At 61.0% G+C, this 21,191-nt stretch carries 19 protein-coding genes; 9 read left to right on the top strand and 10 right to left on the bottom strand.

Features of this window, described 5'->3' with window-relative positions; genetic code table 11:
• The first annotated feature begins 2 nt into the window (after positions 1 to 2).
• A complete protein-coding gene (locus ON14_RS14515; RefSeq protein WP_010206226.1) occupies positions 3 to 1,379 on the top strand; it encodes a hypothetical protein in 1,377 nt (458 codons plus the stop codon).
• Between the two features lie 25 nt (positions 1,380 to 1,404).
• Here the strand turns inward: ON14_RS14515 and ON14_RS14520 are convergent, their stop codons facing one another.
• From ON14_RS14520 to ON14_RS14540, 5 genes are read right to left on the bottom strand one after another with little or no spacing between them, the layout of a single operon-like run.
• Complete coding sequence (locus ON14_RS14520) at positions 1,405 to 2,148, bottom strand: FadR/GntR family transcriptional regulator (protein ID WP_010206227.1); 744 nt, start codon at positions 2,146 to 2,148, stop codon at positions 1,405 to 1,407.
• Entirely contained in the window at positions 2,148 to 2,936 is a 789-nt protein-coding gene (locus tag ON14_RS14525; RefSeq protein WP_010206229.1) for a 3-oxoacyl-ACP reductase, read from the bottom strand. Before ON14_RS14525 ends, ON14_RS14520 begins: the two co-directional genes overlap by 1 nt.
• 32 nt (positions 2,937 to 2,968) lie before the next feature.
• A complete protein-coding gene (locus ON14_RS14530) occupies positions 2,969 to 4,330 on the bottom strand; it encodes an aldehyde dehydrogenase family protein (protein WP_010206230.1) in 1,362 nt (453 codons plus the stop codon).
• A complete protein-coding gene (locus ON14_RS14535) occupies positions 4,327 to 5,070 on the bottom strand; it encodes a gamma-glutamyl-gamma-aminobutyrate hydrolase family protein (RefSeq protein WP_010206231.1) in 744 nt (247 codons plus the stop codon). The genes ON14_RS14530 and ON14_RS14535 overlap by 4 nt, the downstream gene beginning before the upstream one ends.
• Positions 5,057 to 6,424 (bottom strand): glutamine synthetase family protein, encoded by a 1,368-nt coding sequence (locus ON14_RS14540; protein ID WP_010206232.1) that lies wholly within the window; start codon positions 6,422 to 6,424, stop codon positions 5,057 to 5,059. Before ON14_RS14540 ends, ON14_RS14535 begins: the two co-directional genes overlap by 14 nt.
• A gap of 217 nt (positions 6,425 to 6,641) precedes the next feature.
• Here ON14_RS14540 and ON14_RS14545 point away from each other — a divergent pair, with 217 nt between their 5' ends.
• On the top strand, positions 6,642 to 8,186 hold the full coding sequence (locus ON14_RS14545; protein WP_010206233.1) for an amino acid permease: 1,545 nt from the start codon (positions 6,642 to 6,644) through the stop codon (positions 8,184 to 8,186).
• A gap of 125 nt (positions 8,187 to 8,311) precedes the next feature.
• The gene (locus tag ON14_RS14550; protein ID WP_010206234.1) at positions 8,312 to 9,172 is read left to right on the top strand and encodes a sulfurtransferase; all 861 of its coding nucleotides are present in this window, start codon (positions 8,312 to 8,314) and stop codon (positions 9,170 to 9,172) included.
• A gap of 133 nt (positions 9,173 to 9,305) precedes the next feature.
• Here the strand turns inward: ON14_RS14550 and ON14_RS14555 are convergent, their stop codons facing one another.
• On the bottom strand, positions 9,306 to 10,802 hold the full coding sequence (locus ON14_RS14555) for an APC family permease (protein WP_010206235.1): 1,497 nt from the start codon (positions 10,800 to 10,802) through the stop codon (positions 9,306 to 9,308).
• 142 nt (positions 10,803 to 10,944) lie between these two features.
• On the opposite strand from ON14_RS14555, the gene ON14_RS14560 reads away from it, so the two are divergent.
• Both ON14_RS14560 and ON14_RS14565 read left to right on the top strand, forming a co-directional pair.
• Positions 10,945 to 11,754, top strand: a complete 810-nt coding sequence (locus tag ON14_RS14560) for an acetoacetate decarboxylase family protein (RefSeq protein WP_010206236.1) — start codon at positions 10,945 to 10,947, stop codon at positions 11,752 to 11,754.
• A 130-nt stretch (positions 11,755 to 11,884) separates the two neighbouring features.
• Positions 11,885 to 12,391: an AAA family ATPase gene (locus ON14_RS14565; protein ID WP_010206237.1), complete on the top strand. Its 507-nt coding sequence runs from the start codon at positions 11,885 to 11,887 to the stop codon at positions 12,389 to 12,391.
• A gap of 97 nt (positions 12,392 to 12,488) precedes the next feature.
• Here ON14_RS14565 and ON14_RS14570 read toward each other — a convergent pair whose 3' ends face one another.
• Complete coding sequence (locus tag ON14_RS14570) at positions 12,489 to 13,835, bottom strand: glutamine synthetase family protein (protein WP_010206238.1); 1,347 nt, start codon at positions 13,833 to 13,835, stop codon at positions 12,489 to 12,491.
• A gap of 108 nt (positions 13,836 to 13,943) precedes the next feature.
• On the opposite strand from ON14_RS14570, the gene ON14_RS14575 reads away from it, so the two are divergent.
• Entirely contained in the window at positions 13,944 to 14,651 is a 708-nt protein-coding gene (locus tag ON14_RS14575) for a type 1 glutamine amidotransferase (RefSeq protein WP_010206239.1), read from the top strand.
• Positions 14,652 to 14,688: 37 nt separating this feature from the next.
• Here the strand turns inward: ON14_RS14575 and ON14_RS14580 are convergent, their stop codons facing one another.
• On the bottom strand, positions 14,689 to 15,024 hold the full coding sequence (locus ON14_RS14580; RefSeq protein WP_010206240.1) for a cupin domain-containing protein: 336 nt from the start codon (positions 15,022 to 15,024) through the stop codon (positions 14,689 to 14,691).
• 195 nt (positions 15,025 to 15,219) lie between these two features.
• Here ON14_RS14580 and ON14_RS14585 point away from each other — a divergent pair, with 195 nt between their 5' ends.
• Entirely contained in the window at positions 15,220 to 16,122 is a 903-nt protein-coding gene (locus tag ON14_RS14585; RefSeq protein WP_158000100.1) for a hypothetical protein, read from the top strand.
• Positions 16,123 to 16,320: 198 nt separating this feature from the next.
• Here the strand turns inward: ON14_RS14585 and ON14_RS14590 are convergent, their stop codons facing one another.
• Both ON14_RS14590 and ON14_RS14595 read right to left on the bottom strand, forming a co-directional pair.
• Positions 16,321 to 17,598 (bottom strand): pyridoxal phosphate-dependent decarboxylase family protein, encoded by a 1,278-nt coding sequence (locus tag ON14_RS14590; RefSeq protein ID WP_010206242.1) that lies wholly within the window; start codon positions 17,596 to 17,598, stop codon positions 16,321 to 16,323.
• Between the two features lie 114 nt (positions 17,599 to 17,712).
• A complete protein-coding gene (locus tag ON14_RS14595) occupies positions 17,713 to 18,957 on the bottom strand; it encodes a cytochrome P450 (protein WP_010206244.1) in 1,245 nt (414 codons plus the stop codon).
• Between the two features lie 147 nt (positions 18,958 to 19,104).
• Here ON14_RS14595 and ON14_RS14600 point away from each other — a divergent pair, with 147 nt between their 5' ends.
• Both ON14_RS14600 and ON14_RS14605 read left to right on the top strand, forming a co-directional pair.
• Entirely contained in the window at positions 19,105 to 19,605 is a 501-nt protein-coding gene (locus tag ON14_RS14600; protein ID WP_010206245.1) for a MarR family winged helix-turn-helix transcriptional regulator, read from the top strand.
• A 122-nt stretch (positions 19,606 to 19,727) separates the two neighbouring features.
• On the top strand, positions 19,728 to 21,191 hold the full coding sequence (locus tag ON14_RS14605) for an aldehyde dehydrogenase (RefSeq protein WP_010206249.1): 1,464 nt from the start codon (positions 19,728 to 19,730) through the stop codon (positions 21,189 to 21,191).

Below are 21,191 nucleotides of genomic sequence, written 5' to 3' on the forward strand. Positions count from 1 at the left end.
GGATGGCGAACGTTCAGCTCACGCCGAAGCGATCCGTCGCTGATCGCGGCGCGGTCAGCGCGAGGTCGAGCATCCGTTTTTTGGCGGTGGCGCTCATGGCAGTGCTCGTCACGACAGGCTTGAGCGCGTGCTTCCGACAAGCAAACGCGGCAACCCTTTGGCTCGGTGTGCAGAGCAGCGTCGAATCAGTCGAAACCGATCGGTACTTGAACGGCTTCACTTACAGCACACATCTCAAGGCAGTGATTAAGGAATCTGCGACCGATGAAGAGATTCAGAAGCTCATCGGGGATGCCTCAGAGTACGTGCTAAAGAATGGCCCCGACGGAAACTTTTCGATTTGGCTTTCGTACCGCGGCCTCAAACTAAGTCCTCGTGCGAACGATCCCGACTCTACTGTTGTGATCGACCGATGGAATGTTCTCAGAGTGGATCCGCGCATCCACGGTGGCACAATCTCGAACTCCCGCCCGTACGTAGTGGTTGATCGCACTGACCTTGCCGCTCTCGCACTCGAGAACTCTAGTGTCGACGATTCGCTGCGGGTGGTGGCCTACAGTGACGACAAGCATTCTTCCTTCACGCTCACAAGCTGCGGTGTGGACGAGACCCGCGCGGCATTCGCGCAGAGTGTTCTTGACGACGATGCAGTCATCGAAGCCACTATCGACTTCTGCTCCGAGGCAACCCTCGCAACGTCATCGCCCGAGGAGATGGTGGCGCTAGCGACTCGGGTGCGCCAACTGGCAACGCAGGCGGGTGAAGAGCAGCTTGCCATCGAAATCGAATCCGCCGCTGACGACACAGGTTTTGTTGACTCAAGCCTTCCGCTTGCTCAGTTTAACGATCCGATGCAAAGGCTTCTCACCCGCGTCTCCGAGCAGCCTTCGACGCTCGCCTCGCTTCACCTCAATGCCGACGGTGTCTTGCGAATCGGGGTCACCGGCGATTCTGCTCTGCAGGCGACTATCGCTTTAGTTCTGGCTGACCCCGATCTGGCTGCGGCCAGCAAGGTGGCATACGACGGACTGGTGCACGGCACGAAAGTGTATTTGGAGGCACGCACGCTTGACGAGGCCGAGCGAAGCCTTGAGCTTGCGGAGAAACTCGTCACGGTATCTGGCGTGGCTTCCGTTGCCCTAACGCCCTCCGGAATTAAGGCCAACATGACCGACGACGATCTCACTGAGGCCAACGGTCGCGCCGCGATCGACATCATTCTTGCGAGCGGTCAGTGGAACGGTCAATGGATCTCCATCGGCAACGGTCTCTACGGCTACGAAGCATTCACGGTCGCCGACAGAGTGCCCGTTGCGGCCGAAAGTGACCTGGTGAAGAGCCTCGGCACCTACTGGTTGGCCAGTGTTCCCACCAGCTAACGGTGCACAAGAGATCGGGCGAGTGCTACTCGAGAAAGCCGCGCAGTAGGAGCGCGGTGCCTGCGAGGTGCTCACTCATGGCTTGAGCGGCAGCATCCGGTCGCCCGGTCAGAATCGCGATCGCGATTTGTTCGTGCTGAGTATTGGAGTGCGCGATGTTGGGGCCGAGCGAGGGGATGCTGTCGAGCAACTCGTTGACGCGCATCCGCACATCAGCAATCAGCGGAGTGAGGGATGCCGAACCGGCGAGCTCACCCACCATGAGGTGAAAGCGTGAGTCGAGGCGCCGGTATTCCTCATCGCTCGCGTCGTTGGCGTTGCTCAAGCTTTGCCAGAGGAGTTCTCGTTCGCTGGGAGTGAGGGCACGACCCGCAGCGGCGCGTGCTCCGCCAACCTCAAGAATCTCGCGCAGGGTGAGAGTGTCTTCGATGAGTTCAGGAGTCAGTGGTCGCGACGGTGCCACTGAGCCGCCGGAAGGGGTTCCCGGAATGTGCGTCGGCAAAACGTCGCTGACGAAAGTGCCGCCGTAACGACCTCGGCGAGACACCAAATACCCGGCATCGCTGAGCGATGCGATGGCATCGCGAACGGTGTCCCTACTGACCGAGAGCATCGTGGCGAGTTCACGCTCGGCGGGCAAGCGTTCGCCGGGAGCGACGAGTCCCAGACGAACCGTCTGGAGGAGGCGCTGAACGGTCTCCTCGAAGGAGTTGCCCCCGCGCACCGGGCGCAGCAGCAACTCTCCGTGGAGACCGGCCGGCTCATCCATTACAGAGGCGTCGTGTAGGCCGAGCTGATGCCGCCATCGACGATGAAGGTCGACGCGGTGATGAACGAGGAGTCATCGCTGGCGAGGAAGGCAACCGCAGCGGCGAGCTCATCCGCTTCGGCAAAACGGCCCATCGGAATATGAACGAGGCGACGAGCGGCACGTTCAGGGTCTTTCGCAAAGAGCTCCTGAAGAAGCGGGGTGCTCGTGGGGCCGGGGCAGAGTGCATTGACTCGAATTCCCTCCCGGGCGAACTGCACGCCCAACTCACGGCTCATCGCCAACACGCCGCCTTTGGAAGCGGTGTACGAAATCTGGCTGGTCGCTGATCCCATGATAGCGACGAAGGAAGCCGTGTTGATGATCGAGCCCTTGCCCTGCTTGACCATGTGGCGAAGGGCGGCGCGGCAGCAGAGGTAGACCGACTTGAGGTTGACGTCTTGAACTTTTTCCCACGCGGGCAGCTCAGTGGTGACGATCGAGTCATCCTCGGGCGGCGAGATGCCGGCGTTGTTGAAGGCAATATCGACCGAGCCGTAGGTGCTGGCGGTGGTGTCGAAGAGTTCGTTTACCTGCGCTTCATCTGTCACGTTGACCTTGATGAAGTGGCCGCCGACAAGTTCGGCGGCGGCGAGACCGGTTGTTTCGTCCATGTCGGCGATGACGACGGTGGCGCCTTCAGCGGCGAACCGTCGCGCGGTGGCGAGGCCAATTCCGCTCGCGCCGCCAGTGATGACGGCGACTTTGCCGGCGAGACGTTGGGTGAGGTCGATCGGGGTGATGCTCATTCGATGCTCCTTGAGTGAAAAGGGTGGGGTTGTCAGTCGACGGCGATGAAAACGTTCTTGGTTTCGGTGAAGTTCAGCGGGGCATCGGGGCCAAGTTCGCGGCCGAGACCCGATTGCTTGAAACCGCCGAAGGGAGTGGAGTACCGCACCGACGAGTGCGAATTGACCGAGAGGTTGCCCGCCTCGATGGCGCGAGACACCCGAATAGCCCGGCTGCCATCGCGCGTCCAGATAGAGCCAGAGAGCCCGTACTCGGAGTCGTTGGCTAGCTGCACCGCATCCTTCTCATCATCGAACGGGAGTACGGTCACGACGGGCCCGAAGATCTCATCGGTCACGCAGCGGTCTTGGCGCGATTCGGGAGTGAGCACAGTGGGGGCGAACCAATAGCCCGGGCCATCCGGCGCCGTACCGCGGAACGCCACGGGAGCGTCGGCAGGCACATAGGACTGCACCGAAGCCAAGTGCTTCGCCGAAACGAGCGGCCCCATTTCTGTTGCTTCGTCAGCGGGGTCTCCCACCTTCACCCCCGCGACGGCGGGTTCAAGAAGCTCCATGAAGCGGTCGTAGGCGCTGCGTTCAACGAGGATGCGGCTGCGGGCGCAGCAGTCCTGGCCGGCATTCTCGAAGACTCCGTACGGTGCTGCAGCAGCCGCCTTTTCGAGGTCAGCATCGGCAAACACAACGTTGGCGCTTTTGCCACCGAGCTCCAAAGTAACCCGCTTCACTTGAGCCGCGCATCCGGCCATAATCTGCTTGCCGACCGCAGTTGACCCGGTGAACACCACCTTGCGCACCGTGGGGTTGGTCACGAAGCGCTCGCCGACAACAGAACCTTTGCCCGGCAGAACCTGAAAGAGCCCCTCGGGCAAGCCCGCTTCGAGCGCGAGTTCGCCGAGACGGATGCTCGTGAGCGGGGTCCACTCGGCGGGCTTCAGCACCACAGCGTTGCCCGCCGCCAGTGCTGGGGCGAATCCCCACGCCGCGATCGTCATCGGAAAGTTCCACGGCGTGATGACGCCCACAACGCCCAGTGGCTCATGAAAAGTGACGTTAATGCCGCCCGCGACCGGAATTTGCTGGCCGAACATCCGCTCCGGGGCAGCAGCGTAATAGTTGAGAACGTCGCGAACATGACCGGCTTCCCACCGGGCCTGGGAGATCGGATGACCGGAGTTGCTGACCTCGAGCGCAGCAAGATTTTCGAGGTCGCCGTCGACCGTCTGAGCAAAGCGGCGCAGCATCAGCGATTTGTCGGCGGGAGAGACGCGCGCCCAGGCTTTCTGGGCGACGGCGGCACGGGCGATTGCCTCATCGGTGGCTTCGATATCGAGAAGGTCGACAGTGCCGATCTCGGTCTCGTTGGTGGGATTGATGACGGTATAAGTGCTCACGCGAGAGCCTTTCGGTGGTTACGGGCTGCTTCGACGAGCCCTTCGAATAGTCGAATATCTTCGGGCGCTGCCTCGGGATGCCATTGCACGGCAACCGCGAAAGTGGCCGATGGCAGTTCGACGGCTTCGATCACGCCGTCGCTGGTGCGCGCCGTGACGACGAGCCCATCAGCGAGGCGGTCGATGGCTTGGTGGTGGTACACCGGAACGGTGAGGGGATCGGACCCATTACCGAGCATGTCGTTGATGAGCAGATCACCCTCGAGCTCGACAGGAAGATGGTTGAAGATTCCCCCACCGGCTTGATAGTTGGTGTGGCCAACGATGTCTGGCAGATGCTGGTGCAGGGTGCCGCCCAACCCAACGTTGAGCACTTGGGCTCCCCGACAAATGCCGAGAAATGGCAGGTCGGCATCCAGAGCTTGAGTGAGCAATTCTGCTTCCCACGCATCGCGGTCGAGCCGAGGCTCATCGGTGGTGGGGTGCGGTTCTTGGCCGTACCGCGCCGGGTTGAAATCCTTGCCGCCGGTGATGATCAGGCCGTCGAGACCGTGCAGCACCCGTTGAGCAATTTCTGGGCTGACGGGTTGGGGCGGAAGCAGCACCGCAATGCCGCCCGCTCGCGTGACAGCCTCGAAGTACGACTTCGGTAAGAATGCTGCCTGAACGTCCCAGACCCCGGTCTGGGACTGCTCGAGGTAGGTGGTCAGGCCGATAATGGGTCGATCAGAGACGCTCAAAACCGCGCACCTTTTCCCAGTCCGTTACTGCAGAGTCATACGCGGCGATTTCAATGGCGGCGTAGTTGAGGTAGTGGTCGACGACTTCATCGCCAAAGGCTTCGCGGGCAAAGCTGGACGCCGCAAAGAGCTCGGCCGATTCGCGCAGGGTTGCTGGCACGCGCGCGACATCGCTCGTGTAGGCGTTGCCCTCAAAAGCATCATCAAGCTCAAGCTCGTTGTCGATTCCGTACAGGCCCGCCGCGATGAGGGCGCTGACCGCCAAGTACTGATTGACATCGCCGCCGGGCACGCGGTTCTCGACCCGCATCCCGAGGCCCTGCCCCACTACGCGCAGCGCGCACGTGCGATTATCGAGGCCCCAAGCAAGCGCGGTGGGAGCAAAGCTGCCGGGAACGTAGCGCTTGTATGAATTGATGTTGGGGGCCGAGAAGAGGGTGAGTTCTCGCATCATCGCGAGCTGGCCCGCGATGAAGTGGCGGAACATTTTTGACATGCCGTGTTCGGCATCCTTGTCGGCGAAGACTGCGGTGCCATCAGTTCCCCGCAGGCTGATGTGGATGTGGCAGCTGCTGCCTTCTTTCTCGTTGTACTTAGCCATGAAGGTGAGGCTCTTGCCGTGCGCATCGGCGATTTCTTTCGCGCCGTTCTTATAGATGGAGTGGTTATCGCAGGTGTCGAGCGCTGAGGCGTAACGGAAGCCGATCTCTTGCTGGCCAGGGTTGCACTCGCCCTTAACGCCCTCGCAGTACATGCCGGCGCCATCCATTCCATTGCGGATGTCGCGGAGCAGGGGTTCCATGCGGGTGGACGCCAGCACGTTGTAGTCGATGTTGTAATCGGTAGCGGCAGAAAGCTCGCGATAGCCCTTCTTCCACGCCTCCCGATAGCTGTCGTCAAAGACAATGAATTCGAGTTCGGTGGCAACAAAGGTATCGAGGCCACGCTCTGCGAGCCGCTCGAGTTGGGCCTTCAGAATCTGACGCGGCGACGGCGCCACAGGCGTTTCGTCATGCCAGAGAAGGTCGGCGGTCACGAGAGCCGTCGCGATCAGCCAGGGCGCGCGGCGAAGCGTACCGAGGTCGGGCACCATGACCATGTCGCCGTACCCTCGCGACCAGCTCGACATGGCGTAGCCGTCGACCGTGTTCATATCGACGTCGACAGCGAGAAGATAGTTGCAGCATTCCGCTCCGTGAGCGGCGGCATCCTCGAGAAAGAGTCGTGCCGAAAGACGCTTGCCCACCAGTCGCCCCTGCATGTCAGTGAATGCGACGAGGACCGTGTCGATCGCGCCGGACGCGACGTCTTCGGTCAGTTCAGCCAACGTGAGGTTTCCGGAGTGGGCGGTCATAAACTTCTCCTCATTGAGCGAGTCAAATGGTGCACTTTCCAACCATTAGAACACACATAACGCGAGGATGGCGGCAAAATTATCGCGCTAACACGAGATATTTCTGTTGATTATGGGTAGTCAACAACCATTGATCGCCGTATAGTCATCGCAAGGATTCTCACAGAGTTGTGTGCCCGACCCGTCGTTGCACCAACCAGAGCGCAAAGGAAACAGGATGTCCAAAGACACACTGAACGTCTCCGGGGTGAAATACACCACGGCTGCTGCGGGGTATTTCGAGAAACGAACCCTCAAACGCACTGCGGGAATCTGGGGCCTCTGGGGCCTCGCCGTCGCCGCCGTTATCTCGGGAGACTTCTCTGGCTGGAACTTCGGCATCGGGTTCGCCGGATTCGGGGGAATGCTGATCGCCTTCGCACTTCTCATTTTCATGTACTACGGCATGATCTTCAGCATCGGTGAGATGGCATCCGCAATGCCGCACACCGGTGGCGCCTACTCCTTTGCCCGAGCAGCGATGGGCCCCTGGGGCGGCTTCGTTACGGGTCTCGCGGAGACCATCGAATACGTCGCCACCACGGCGGTCATCGTGTACTTCTCCGCCGGCTACGCCGACTTCATTACGAGTGAGCTATTGGGCTTCTCGCTACCGGCCCCAGTGTGGTGGCTCATCCTGTACATCGTGTTCATCGGGCTCAACTCGGCCGGCGCCGCAATCTCGTTCAAGTTCGCGATCATCGTGGCAATCGTCTCGATCACCATCCTTCTGGTGTTCTCGGTGATGGCAGCATTCTCCGGTCTCTTCAGCTGGGACAACCTGTTCAACATTGCTCCCGACCCTGGCCAATCGTCGTTCCTTCCTCATGGCATTGTTCCCATACTCTTCGCGCTTCCCTATGCGATGTGGTTCTTCTTGGGAATCGAAGAGTTGCCGCTCGCTTCAGAAGAAGCGCACAACCCGGTTCGCGACATCCCCAAGGCCGGATTGATCGCCCGCACGACACTGATCATCACGGGTCTTCTGGTGCTCTTCCTCAACACGGGAATCGTGGGTGCTTCGGAGATCTCCACGTCGGGGGAGCCGCTGCTCGATGGATTCCGTGCCATCGTCGGCGATCAGGCTGCCGCCGCTCTCGCGCTGTTCGCCCTCATTGGGCTCTTCGCCTCGCTGCAGGGAATCATGTTCGCCTATGGCCGCAACATGTATTCGCTGTCTCGCGCAGGCTACTACCCGAAATTCTTGTCGCTCACCGGTAAGCGTCAGACGCCTGCCGTTGCGCTGCTCGTGGGTGCCGTCATCGGGTACGTGGCGCTGGTTCTTGTTGATTCCCTCGGTGGCGCCGACGGCGTAGCGGGCGCCATTGTGCTGAACATTGCGGTGTGGGGGGCCGTCATCGCCTACGTGCTGCAGATGATCTCGTTCCTGATTCTGCGCAAGAAATACCCGAACGCAAACCGCCCCTACCGCAGCCCCTGGGGTGTGCCCGGAGCGATTATCGGCGGCGTACTATCGTTGGCGATTTTCTTCGGCTTCTTCATCAACGAGCCCGCCCGCCCGGCAATCGGCGCCATCGCTGTGGTCTACATCGTGATGCTCGCGATCTTCGGCCTCTACGGTCGCAAGCGCCTCGTGCTGTCGCCCGAGGAAGAGTACGCGATTTCAGGTGGCCTCCACGGGGATCCACAAAAGGACGGCTACGGCGGGGCGGTAGAAGACGAACTGCTCGCAACCGACGGCCGCGACGAACCGGGCCGCTAGCGCGTTCACGGCAGTTCAGGGGTTCCCACCGACCGCACTCCGCGGGCGGTGGGAACACTGCGTTAATCCCGTCACGATCCCCAGCGAGTGCGATCATGGAGCTACCTCAATGATCGGAGCCTCGGATGCCTCACCCCCTCGTCACCGCGAACGAACTAGACGCGCTGCTCACCGCCGCCGCAAGCGGGAAAGCGCCGGTTCGCGTGCTCGATGTGCGCTGGAGCCTGGGTGGCCCCGCCGGCCTCCCTCTTTATCACGAGGGCCACATTCCGAGTGCCGTGTATGTCGATCTCGACACCGAGCTGGCTCGTCATGGTGAGCCAGACGAGGGGCGGCATCCACTGCCCGCCGTCGAGGATTTTCAGGCCGCCGTGCGTCGCTGGGGAATCAACGAGGGCGACACCGTTGTCGTCTACGACGACGGGAACAGCCTCGCCGCGTGCCGCGCCTGGTGGCTGCTGCGCTACATGGGCGTCGCAAACGTTCAGGTGCTCGACGGGGCGCTTTCCGCCTGGAGGGCGGCCGGGCATCCGCTCGCTATCGGCGCCGACGACATGACCGCAATCGAGCCAGGCACGGTAATTATCAGTGCTGGCAATGAGCCCGTCTTGAGTGCGGATGACGCTGCCGCGCTCGCCGAAACCGGCGTGCTACTGGATGCGCGGGCGGGCGAGCGCTACCGCGGTGAGGTCGAGCCCATTGATCCGCGAGCCGGTCACATCCCCGGGGCCATCAGCGCGCCGACCTCGGGCAACCTCAGGGAGTCGGGGGAGTTCTTAGAGGCTGATGTCTTGCGCGACCGCTACGAAGCGCTCGGGGTGAGCGTCGATCGTGCGGTCGGCGTATATTGCGGTTCGGGAGTAACCGCCGCGCACGATGCGCTCGCGCTCACCGTCGCGGGCTTTCGCCCAGCACTCTTCCCCGGCTCGTGGTCGGCGTGGTCGAATCAGCCGGAGCGTTCGGTCGCCACCGGCGCGACTCCTTAGCCGTGGCATCCGCTCGAAACCACTAGCTAGGGGCTTTCTCTCCGCTTAACCACGAAGGGCCCCATTAACCACGAAGGGCCCCAACACCACCACAGTGTTGAGGCCCTTCGCTAGGAGAGGGATACGCGGGTCGCTAGGAGATAACGTCCTGAAGCAGTTCTTCGTTGAGGTCCTTGCGCACGAGCGACACAACGTAGCCGATCACGAAGGCGATGAACGGCGACAGCACGAGGAACCAGCCGAAGGCGTTGAGTCCGAAGGCAGTGACGGTCGGGTCGACATCGGCAGCGAGGGTGAGGTCACCGGCGAGCAGGCCGAAGCGTGACATCAGCAGGTACTCGGCGAGAACGAGACCAATGAAGGCCAGGATCGGCGCAATCATGGTGACGAAGATGTTCTCGGTTCCCTTGTTCTGCAGGAAGAAGCGGATGATCGCAACGCAGACGAGCGCTTCGATCAGCACGATCGCCACGACAGCCAGTCCACTGAACCAGAAGAACATGTTGCCGATGGGGTCGAGCTGGAATACTGCGAACAGCACGATGACAACACCGCTAATGATCGACACGATGATGGATGCGCGACCGGGGGCTCCGCGACCATTCACGGTTCCCACCGAGCTCGCCAGCACGCCACCGCGGCCAAGAGCGAAGAGGTAGCGGCTTGCCGCGTTCTGGAACGCGAGGAGCCCGGCGAACATGCTTGTGAGCACGAGGATGCTCATGAGCGTGGCAAGCCACGGTCCGACGTATTCGCTGGCGAGAGTGAAAAGTACCGCGGCTGGGTCTTCGAGACCGGCTGAGCGTTCGAGTGTCTGGTCGATCACGTTCGAGGCGCCCATGCCGGTGACGAGGGCGAAAGCGGTGAAGGCGAACAGCACGGTGATGAGGCCAACAGCGAGGTAGGTAGCGCGCGGTACGGCGCGCTTGGGGTTGATGCTTTCTTCGCCGTAGATGGCGGTTGCTTCGAAACCGATGAAGGATGCAAATGCAAACGCGAAGGCGATTCCAGCAGAACCGGCAAGGCCACCGGCGAGGATCAGGTCAGGGGAGAACGAAGCGCCCCAGTTGAGGCCTTCGGGGCCACCGTCGGCGAGGATCGCGACGGCCGCGATCACAAGAACGATGAGTTCGGCGATCATCAGCACACCGAGCACCTTGGCGCCGATGTCGACGCGCAACAGCGAGAGTGCGGTGACCGCGATCCAGGCGAGCAGAGTCCATGCCCACCAGGGGAGAAGACCAACCTGTACGGCCATAAGGCCACCGAAGAAGCCATAAATGGCGAGTTGGATGGTGAGGTAGGCAAGAACCGAAACGAACGAGGAGGCGATTCCAGCGTTACGCCCGAGGCCGCGGCCGACGTAGGCGAAGAACGCGCCGGTGTTGGTGACACGTTGGCTCATTGCGGCGTAGCCGACGCTGAACAGGAGAAGCACGATACCGGCGAACAAGTACGCGCCGGGGGCTGCTGCACCGTTACCGAGAACGATCGCCACGGGCACGGCGCCGGTCATTCCGAGAAGCGGCGCTGCTGCAGCCACGACAAAGAAGACGATTCCGATTACGCCGAGTCGCCCTTTGCGCAGGGTCCGATCGGAGCTTTCTTGGGTTTTTTGTTCATGCGCCATGGTGAAACTCCTCATTGAGTTCTGGTTCAATTCGTCCGTATCCGAACGAGTTGAGTTCCACAATGGCGAAGACAGGGTGTTCTAGTCAAGCGATTTCGGAAATTCATTCGGATACGAACCGTTTTGGGCTACACTCTGGCGCATGACCGAACTCAATGGATTCCTTCCTCCGCTCACTCCGCAAGGGTCAAGTTCGCTCGTGCCGAAGATGCCCTGGTACTACTCGGGAACGCTACTCACTGTCGAGTACTTGACCGATCCAGCCAACGTACGCGCGATCCTTCCTGACGATATTGACCTCGCTCCCGAACAACCTGGCGCCGTTGCCATTGTGTGGGCCGACTGGCAGTCCTGCAGCACCGGCGGCCTCGAACTGCTCGACCCCGTGCGTGCGCAGTACCTCGAAGCGTTTATGGTGGTGCGCTGCTCGCACAAGGGCATCGTTTACAGCCGCTGTGTCGCAATCTGGGTCAACAAAGACTTCGCCATCGGCCGTGGCTGGTTCCAGGGCTACCCGAAGAAGCTCGGCAACATTGCCGTTACGCGAGTCTTCAACACGGGCAAGGCCACCCCCAAGCTCGAGAACGGTGGCCAGTTCGGCGCATCCATCGCGGCCTACGACCACCGCCTCGCCTCGGCCGTTGTCACGCTGCGCGAGCCCGCTGAGAGCAACGGCTTCGTCAATGGCCACAAGATGCTGCACAGTCGCTTCATGCCCTCCATCAGCAAGGATGCCGGAATGTCGCTCGATCAGCTCATCACCATGGGCGGCACCGATGTTGAGATTGGCGAGACCTGGAAGGGCGATGCTGAGCTTCACCTCGAAGATTCGCAGTGGGATGAGCTGCACTCGATCCTGCCCGTGCAAGAGATTCTCGGCGGCTACTATCGCGAAATCGGTGTCACCTTCAACGGTGGCGAACTCGTAGAAGACCGCTCGCAAGCGATCTAAGTTCCCGAATCACACAGAAAAGCCCCGCCGAGAACTTCGGCGGGGCTTTTCTGCGCACTGACGGCTTCGCGACCCCATCGCCGAGTGGATTATTCCAGCGAGGCCTTTCGTCGTCTGAGAAGCTGTTCGCATGACGGCTGAGCGCCTGCGGGCAGTGTTGGTGACGGGGATGTCCGGCGTGGGTAAATCGACCGTGTTGGCTGCACTCAGTCAGCGTGGGATCGACACTGTCGATACCGACGAGGGAAACTGGATCGAGGATGTGGACGGTGAGCCCTTGTGGCGCATCCCACGCGTGACAGCGCTGCTCGACACGCAGCGCGATCGACCATTGGTTGTGCAGGGCACGGTGGCAAACCAGGGCCAGCTTTATCACCGCTTCGACGCCGTTGTTTTGCTCACCGCACCGCGGGCCGTAATCCTCGAGCGACTCCGAACCCGTACATCGAATGACTATGGAAAATCTCCTGCCGAGCGTTCTAAAGTCGAGCAGGAAATTCGCGACGTCGAACCCTTATTGCGAGCGCGAGCGACCCACGTGATTGACGCGTCGGCCGCGTTGGTGGATGTCGTCGCGGCTGTCGAACTGATCCTCCACGGAGATGACGACGTGTCAGCCGTCTATGCCAAGCACTGAATGAGATAACGCGATGCTGGTCACGAAACGTGTGTGCCCCTGGCCGCTGACATTTTGTTTACAGTCAACGCCAGAGGCATCCACGATCCTGCGCGGCTTAGTAGTCGGCGAAGTACTCGTCGATCTCCCACTGGCTCACGTCGCGGGTCGTCTTGTCTGAGACGGCATCTTCGTAGCGCATCACTTCGTCACGCTTGAGCACGGTGAAGACGTCGATGACGGTGCTGCCCATGGTGTCGCGCATTACGGTATCGGCGTCGAGGGCGTCGAGCGCGGCAGTGAGGGTCATGGGCAAGATGTCAGCCGATTCGTCTTCGTAGGCCCAGCCTTCGACTGCTGCGGGGGCAGTCAGCTTGCGCTTGATCCCGTCGAGACCAGCAGCCAGAGTGGATGCGATGAGCAGGTACGGGTTCGCCGCCGGGTCGCCGAGGCGAACCTCCAGTCGCGTGCCCGCGCCGCGCTCAGGCGGTACTCGCAGCATTGCGCTGCGGTTGTCGTGGCCCCAGTTGGCGCGGTAGGGAGCCAGAGTGTCTGGGCCGAGGCGCTTGTAGGCGTTCACGGTGGGGTTCGAGAGTGCTGCGAGTGAACCGGCGTGGGCGAGAATTCCGCCGATCATGTGGTTGGCGGTCTCTGAGAGCCCAGCACCACCATCCGACATGATGTTGTTTCCGTCTTTGTCGACCACGGAGAAGTGCAGGTGGAACCCGCTGCCGCCTTCGTCATCCCACGGCTTGCCCACGAAGAGGGCGTGCTTGCCCGTGCGGGCGACGATGTCGCGCACGGCGGTCTTGAACAGGAAGGTGCGGTCAGCGGCATCCAGTGCTTCGCTGTGCCACAGATTGATTTCGTATTGCGAGGGGCTGAATTCGTGGTTGCCGGCGAAGACACCGATGTCCATGCCGTCGAGCATGCGCATGAGGTTCAAGAATTGTCCGCCGGGGTCGACGTGTTCGCCGGTCGTGTAGACGCGGCCAGTGCGGCTGAGGCTGCGGCTCCAGCCGTTTTCTTCGTCGTAGTTGGCGATGTAGAACTCAAGTTCAGGCCCGACTGTTGGCGTGAGGCCGAGGGCAGCGTATTCGGCGATGACGTTCTGAAGCACCGAGCGGGGCGCAATTTCGCTGACGCTGTGGTCGGGATTGAAAGCATCACCGATTACGAGCGCAACGCCGGGCTCCCACGGCATCATCGTGAGCGTGTTGGGGTCGATCTGGGTGAGCAGGTCGGGGAGGCCGGATGACATGATGTCGTTGCCATCGAGCACTCCGCCGCCAGTCGTGGTGACCCACACGCCCTGGCAGAACAGGGGAGACTTGGTGCGGTGCAGTTGGCTGACGAGAAGATCCTTGGAGCGTGTGATCCCCAGTACGTCGGGAAAAATCAGGCGCAGAACATCGATCCCTTTGGCCTGCAAGTCTGCTTGAAGTGCTGTTATGTCGAGAGTCATTCTTCCTCCGGAAATAAATCGTTCGGCACTGAACGATTAGTGCGATACTAGGCCACACAGCGGTGTAGCTGTCCACTCCTCGCGAGAATTTACCTGAAAGGTATACAGATGAGAGCGCTTCTGGTGCAACATGATCACGTCACAGCCAGCGGCCCTGTCGGAGATCGACTGCGAGAACTGGGTTGTGAGATCGACGAGATCATGGTCGTTACCAAAGAAAACTTTGAGAACCCCAATGTGGATTTCGAGTTTCCGGATGCCTCGCAGTACGACCTCGTGATTCCGATGGGTGCCCCGTGGGGTGCGTGGGATGACGCGTGCATCGGCCGCTGGTTGGTTCCCGAACTGAAGTGGGTTCGCGCAATCATCGAGGCCGACATCCCGGTACTCGGTATTTGTTTTGGCGGCCAGCTGATTGCCCGCGCTCTTGGCGGCACTGTGGCGCGCGGTCAGAGAGCTGAAATCGGCTGGACGGCGATTCACAGCGACGACACCTCGCTAGTGTCGAATGGCCCTTGGTTCCAGTTTCACTACGACCAGTGGACGATGCCCGAGGGCGCCGTCGAGATTGCCCGCAACCCTGTTGCGCCGCAAGCGTTCACTTACGGTCGCAGCCTCGCCGTGCAATTTCACCCCGAGCTCAACGCCGCGATTCTCGAGGGTTGGCTCGACCAGGGTGGCATTGACGAAGTGATCGCCGATGGTCAGAACGCGGAGCTCATGCTCGCGCAAACACGGGCGGAAGAGGGCGTCGCGGGCCAGCGGACTGCGGCACTCGTGGATGCCTTCCTCGACCGGATCGCCAAGCTCGGCTAACGTGTTGTCGCCTATCGAGCACGACTCGAGAGTAGGCCTATTGCGCCTTCACGACGGTGAGCAGGATTGCAGAATCTTCGAGCGCATCCAGAGCATGAACCGTGGTCGGGATGGGGAGCAGGTCGCCAGGTTTGCCCTCCCACGATTCGTCGGCTGTGCGCAATGTGACGTGACCCACGAGCACCTGCAGGGTGGCTTCACCGGGGCTGGAGTGCTCAGCGAGGCCTTCACCGGCGCGCAGGGCCATCAAGGTTTGCCGCAATTGTGCGTCACGGCCGCCACACACAGTAACGGCACTTCGGCCGTTGTTAGACGCGAGAGCGCTCGCTAATTCTGTTGCCGCCAACTCGGTCAAAGAAACTGTCGTAGTCATCTGGTCACACCTTTCGTGCATTGGTCGGCCACACTGCGCCGTGAGGTAAAGCTACCGCAGGGGGCATCCACCGCGCGAAAAAGTGGCCACGCCCACGACAAGTGGTGGCGTTGAGGCACACTCAAGTAATCTTCAGAAAGCGTCTCACGAGGTTCGTGACGCGGGGGAGTGAAAAATATGGCGTCGACAGCTGATATGAGTGCACTCGACGTGCCGCTCGACGACGGAGAAATCCTGAACTTCGTTGAGAACCTTGACCACAGCTCGCTCCAGCCTGAAGGCACTCCAGAGCAACGTTTGCGTCTCAGTCGCTTTGCTGCAGCGAATGGCTTCGAGTTCGCTGCCCACGAGGGTGCTGTTGGCTACCCCGGCATGATTTTTGGTTTGGGATTCGATCGCGCCGTGTCGCAGCATCTTGTTCGCAGTGGTGAGCAATTTCTTGATATTGGCAACTACGAGTACACCGCCCGCGTGGGCGCAGATGCAGTCCGCTACCGGTACGGGTTCGTCGCCATCCATCTTGAGCGCAGAATGCCGCACTTGGTGCTTGATTCCAACACAAACAACTTTTTGGGGGCCTCGCAGTTGCCGGTCGGCTTTGCGAGCAAGCAACGGATTTCGCTCGAGGGAAACTTCGACGAATATTTCGCGATGTATTGCCCCAAGGGGTATGAGCCAGATGCGTTGTATGTCTTCACTCCTGACCTGATGGCGCTCATGATTGACGAAGCTGTCATCGCCGATGCCGAAGTTGTCGACGACTGGATGTTCCTCTACCGTTTCGGCGGTTTTGACCTGTCAGACCCTGCCACCATGGCGATGCTTTTTCGCATTATCGACACAGTCGGTGCAAAAATGTTGACCCGCACCGATAGGTATTCAGACTCACGGCTCGACCCCGCGGTACCGCTTGAGGGAGAGCCTGTCGGGTTGCCTGGCGCGTCACGAATGGCCGCCAATCGGGTCACCCCCGCGGGCGCTCGGCTGCAGCGGGGAATGGCCCCAGTGCTTAAGCTCGCCGTGTGGCTGATCATCGGATTACCGGTGACCTACTTCATCGTAGTGACTGTGGTGGCATTTCTGAGATACGACGGTTGATCCACTGGCGGAGGCTTTTAGTAGTGTCGCTTCAGCCGTCTGAAGGCGCCCGATTGGTCTATCCGGTCTCGCACTCGTGGAAGTTTGCCGCGGCTGCTGCCGCCGTTCTGGTGAGCGTTCCGATCGCGGTGGTGGGGTGAATGGTGGCAGCTTCTGTCGCTTTACTGATTCAGCCACTCCTCTGAGCGCTGAGATCGCTCAGCGCAGCGTTTCGAGCGCCGCCATTACCTTCTCTGTTTCAGTGTCAGGGTTGACGAAGGCGAGCCTTAGCACGCTCTGGCCGCGCCATTTCGTTGGTACGCACAGGATGACGCCGTCGTGAGCGACTTGCTTTGACCACGCGGAATACTGTTCGGCCGTCCAGCCGGTGCGCACAAACAGCAGCACCGACAGTTCGGGCTCGCGCACGAGTTCGAGGTAGTCGGTCGCGTCGATGGCCTGGGCAACCGCCCGCGCGGTCGTCACGGACGCTTCGACCGCATCCCGATACTTGTCGGTGCCGTGGGTCGCGAGGCTAAACCACAAGGGGAGCCCGCGCACGCGCCGGGAGAGGTGCAGCGCGAGCTCGCTGGGGTTCGATTCGTTGCGGTCAATGGCATCCAGATAGCTGGCGTGTTGAGAGTGCACGGCCCGGGCAAGCTGGGGTTCGCGATAGATCAGCGCGCAGCAGTCATAAGGGGCGAAGAGCCATTTATGCGGGTCGACGATAAAGCTGTCGGCCCGTTCAATGCCGTTGAAGATATGGCGGATGCTCGGGGCGGCGAGCCCCGCACCACCGTAGGCGCCGTCAACGTGCATCCAAACGCCGAACTCTTCGCAGACATCGGCAATGTCGGCAAGGTCGTCGACGAGGCCCTCATTGGTGGTTCCCGCGGATGCCACCACGGCAAACACGTTCGGCGACTGTTCGAGAACGGCCCGCAGGGCCGCCCCGGTCATGTGCCCGCGGACATCGATGGGCACATCGACCCGGTCGACGTCGAGCGCTTTCGCGGCCGAGTTTATCGAGGAGTGGGCGTTAGAGGTATAGGCCAGTTGCCAGCCGCCGGCGGGGCGACCGCCGCGACGCGTCTTGGCAGTTTCGCGGGCCGTCATGAGCGCCGAGAGGTTGCCTGAGGTGCCACCGGAGACGAACGTGCCACCGGCGGTGTCGGGCCAATCGAGCAGGCCGATGATCCACTGCAAGGCTTGGTTCTCGGCGAAGATAGCGCCAGCACCAGACTCCCAGAGGCCACCGAAAATATTGGCGGCACTGGTGACGAGGTCGAAGGCCACTGCCGCCCGGGTGGGCGCTGCAGCGATATAGGCGAGGTTCAGCGGGTCGTCTTGAGCGCGCGTTGCAGGCTCAAGAATTTCGTCGAAGATGCGGAGCGCTTCTGCGCCACCGATTCCCTCCGGACGGATCGCTTCGCCGACCGCTGCCGCCAGATCGGCCGCCGGCCGCGCTGTCGAGAAAGGATCCGTCTCGCGGACCATTCTCTTGGAAGTCCAGTCGATGGCGAGCTGAACTACTTCAGTCTCGTCCCCCCATACGGCGTGGGGTCTACCTTGTGGCCGAACCTCGCTCATGCAACTACCTCGCTCATGTGCCTACTTCGCTAATTCGACGCGTACCGGAAGTCTCTTGATTCCGTTGACGAAATTGCTGCGCAGACGATCTGGTTCGCCCAGCTTTGTCATTCCCGTGATGCGGGGCAACAGGTTCTCGAACATAATACGGATCTCAAGGCGGGCCAAGGAGTTTCCGAGACACATGTGCGGGCCACCACGACCGAACGCCATATGCTCGTTCGGATTACGCGTGACATCCATCGTGTACGGGTTCTCAAAGATCTCGGGGTCACGGTTGCCGGCGGCGAACCACGTGACAACTTTCTGGCCCTCCTTGATGGCCTGACCGTTGATCTCGGTGTCCTTGGTCGCAGTGCGACGGAAGTGATAAACCGGGCTCGCCATGCGCAAGAACTCTTCAACAGCCCACGGGATGAGCTCGGGCTTTTCTTGCAGCAGCTCAAGCTGGTCGGGGTTGTCCATGAGGTAATTCATGGAATGGGTGATCGTGTGGCGGGTGGTCTCGTTGCCAGCAACGACGAGCAGCAGGAAGTAGCTGTTGAAGTCGCGCTCGCTGAGCGCCTGGCCGTCCATCGGCGTCTGGTTGACGAGCCGCGACACGAGGTCAGTGCCGTCTTTGCCGCGACGTTGGTTGGCGAGGTCGTTGCCGTATTCGAAGACTTCCCGAGCAGCGGGGGATCGGAACGGCAGCAGGCGAAACTCTTCGCTCTCGGCGGAGCTTGCGAGAACATCAGCGTGTTCCGGATCGTCGTTTCCGATCATCCGGTTGCCCCAGTCGATCAGCTTGTAGATGTCGGTGTCGGGCACATCAAGCATCTTGGCGAGCACTCGGATGGGGAAGTCGGCGGCGACTTGATCGACGAATTCGAACTCTTTGTTGGCGAAGGCGGCGTCGAGAGTGCTGGCGGTGAGGCCGCGCAAGAAGGTCTCGTAGCCGGCGACGGCGCGGGGAGTGAATTCGCCCTGCATGAGGCGACGGAGTGCCCGATGACGCACGCCATCCGTTTCGAGCATCGACTTGCGAGCCTCGATTTGATCCGCATCGAGTTCTTCGAGGTTGACCGTGCCGCGCTCGCTCGAGAATGTTTCGGTGTCTCGGAGCACGGAAACGATGTCGTGGTAGCGGGTGAGCGACCAGAAGCCGTGGTTGGGGGCTGGCTCTTCCGACCAGTGCACCGGGGCATCAGTTCTAAGCTTGTCGAACACGTGCCAGGGTGTGCCGTTCTCGAACAGATCTAGGTCTGCCAGGGTGACGTTCGCCATTGAAGTCAACTCAATCCTCCGTGGGTTGTTTGGATACAAACAATATGCCACACCAGCACGCTTCTGCGAACGATGCGGTTAAAAACTTTCTGAACGTCAAGGGTTGGATAGAGTAACCGCAGCTAAACGCGAGCAAGGGGACCCTCCGTGGCCGGACCACACACACTGACTGAAACTGAACGCCAAGTGCAAGATAAGGTCGGCGGCTTACCGCTCGACTACTCCGCAATGGCGGTTGCATCGAATCTTTTCCGCGCCGCAAATGCCGTTCGTAATCATTTCGAGCGCACCGTGCTTTCCGAACACAACCTCTCGTGGACGGCATTTGTGGTGCTCTGGGTTACCTGGATCTGGGAACCCATTGAAACGCGCCAAATTGCGCTCGAGGGCGGATTCTCGAAGGCAACACTCACCGGCGTACTCTCCACGCTCGAGCGCCGTGGCTGGCTTCTTCGTGAACGAAGCGCCACCGATGGGCGCCTCGTTGTCGTGAATCTCACCGATCGCGGCCGCGAACTGATGGTGGAACTGTTTCCCGCGTTCAACCTTCAAGAGCAAGCGGTTACCGGGCCGGTCGATCCCTCGAAACGCGAAGAGCTGGCAGAGATGCTGCGCGTCATCACGGCGGGCGTCGAGCCGAAGAGCTAGCGTTCATTCGCACTTTTTGGTGGTCGGATGCCCGGAACTCTTGTTTGGGCTCGAATCACTCGCTAAGGTAAGTCATTAGCATCCGAATGACTTAACGGCGAGCGATTCGAGACGGGAACACTATGACCAACGTTCAAGTAGCCGGAGTGACCGTCGACACACGGCACTTCATCAACGGAGAGCGTGTCGGCTCTGAAGACACCTTCACCAACGTGTCGCCGATTGACGCCAGCGCACTCGGAGAAATCTCCCGTGGAGGTCAACGCGAAGTCGACATGGCTGTCGCCGCAGCCCGGGCAGCATTCCCTGGCTGGGCCGCCACCAGCCCCCAAGACCGTGCAGCAATCATGCACAAAATCGCCGACCTCGTCGAAGAGCGCGTCAGCGACCTCGCCAACGTTGAAACCATGGACAACGGCGCGCTGCTGCGCAGCCACCTGCGCGGCGTGATGCCGCGCGTGGCCCACAACTTCCGCTTCTTCGCGGACTACCTCGTGAACGACCTCGGGCATCCGGACTTCGAAACTCGTGGCCATAACAACCACGTCTCGTGGGATCCCTCGGGAGTCGCCGCGCTCATCACGCCCTGGAACGCACCCCTCATGCTTGCCACGTGGAAGATCGCCCCGGCGCTCGCCGCGGGTGACACCGTGGTGCTGAAGCCGGCCGAATGGACACCGCTCACGGCATCCCTCTTCGCCGACATCACCGCTGAAGCAGGCCTTCCCGCCGGCGTCTTCAACGTTGTTCAAGGGTATGGAAAAGAAGCGGGTGCCTCGCTCGTCGCGCACCCCGACCTCAGCCGCATCTCATTCACCGGTTCGGTGCCGACCGCCAAGTCGATCGCCCGCGCCGCCGCTGACAACCTCACGCCCTGCAGCTTCGAGCTCGGCGGCAAGAGTCCGTGCATCGTCATGGAAGACGCCGACCTCGAGCTCGCCGCAACTCTCGCGGTTGAGCAGTACGACAACGCCGGTCAAGTGTGCCTCTCCGGTACGCGCATCCTCGTTCACGAAAATATTGCGGATGCCTTTGCCGAAGCGTTCGAGGCCAAAGTTGCGACCCTGCGCCAGGGCGACCCGCGCGACATCGAGACCGACATTGGGCCGCAGGTTCATCGGGTGCACTTTGAGCGCATCAAGGGATTCGTCGATCGCGCCAAGGAGGGCGGAGCAGACATCCTCTTCGGTGGCGGTCCGAACGCTGAGCTCGGCGGTCTCTACTTCGCACCGACCCTGGTCAAGAACCCGGAAGTCGGCAGCGAAATTGTGACGCAGGAGGTCTTCGGGCCGGTGCTGACGATGCAGACCTTCACGACGGATGACGAACTCGTCGCTATGGCGAACGGCACCGAATTCGGTCTGGCCGCCATTCTCGTTTCGGGCAACCGCGAGCACGCCGACGTTATTGCCAAGCAGCTCGTTGCCGGCACGATTTGGGTCAACTGCTTCTTCGTGCGCGACTTGCGGGCCCCCTTCGGCGGCTCCAAGAAGTCGGGGGTCGGCCGTGAGGGCGGCACGTGGTCGTTTGATTTCTACGCAGATGTTAAGAACACGGTGGTTTCACCGAACGGATGGAAGGAATAG

The organism is Salinibacterium sp. PAMC 21357 (assembly GCF_000247645.1).
GTDB lineage: Bacteria > Actinomycetota > Actinomycetes > Actinomycetales > Microbacteriaceae > Rhodoglobus.